Below are 313 nucleotides of genomic sequence, written 5' to 3'. Positions count from 1 at the left end.
CCCGGACCGGCTGCCCCGCAGCGAGACCGGATCGATGCCCGCCCGCTCGATGGCCTCCCACGACGTCTCCAGCAGCAACCGCTGCTGGGGATCCATCGCCATCGCCTCACGCGGCGAGATCCCGAAGAAGTCGGCGTCGAAGTCGCCGATGTCGTACAGGAATCCCCCCTCACGCGTATAGGAGGTGCCCGACCGGTCAGGGTCCGCGTCGTAGAGCGAGTCGAGGTCCCAGCCGCGGTCCTCGGGGAACGGCGTGATGGCGTCCTCGGCCCCGCTCAGCAGCCGCCAGAACTCCTCGGGGGAGCGCACCCCG

Annotated in this window: 1 protein-coding gene; it reads right to left on the bottom strand. The window is 70.6% G+C overall.

The genetic code is table 11. From position 1 onward, the window contains the following. Positions 1-313: beta-ketoacyl synthase N-terminal-like domain-containing protein (locus tag KN815_RS39720; RefSeq protein ID WP_216346663.1), on the bottom strand; the 313-nt coding region annotated here is incomplete at both ends.

Origin of the sequence: Streptomyces niphimycinicus (assembly GCF_018883605.1) — a bacterium.
Lineage (GTDB): Bacteria > Actinomycetota > Actinomycetes > Streptomycetales > Streptomycetaceae > Streptomyces > Streptomyces niphimycinicus.
The sequence above is the reverse complement of the archived record's forward strand: the minus strand, read 5'-3'. Positions and strand labels throughout refer to the sequence as shown.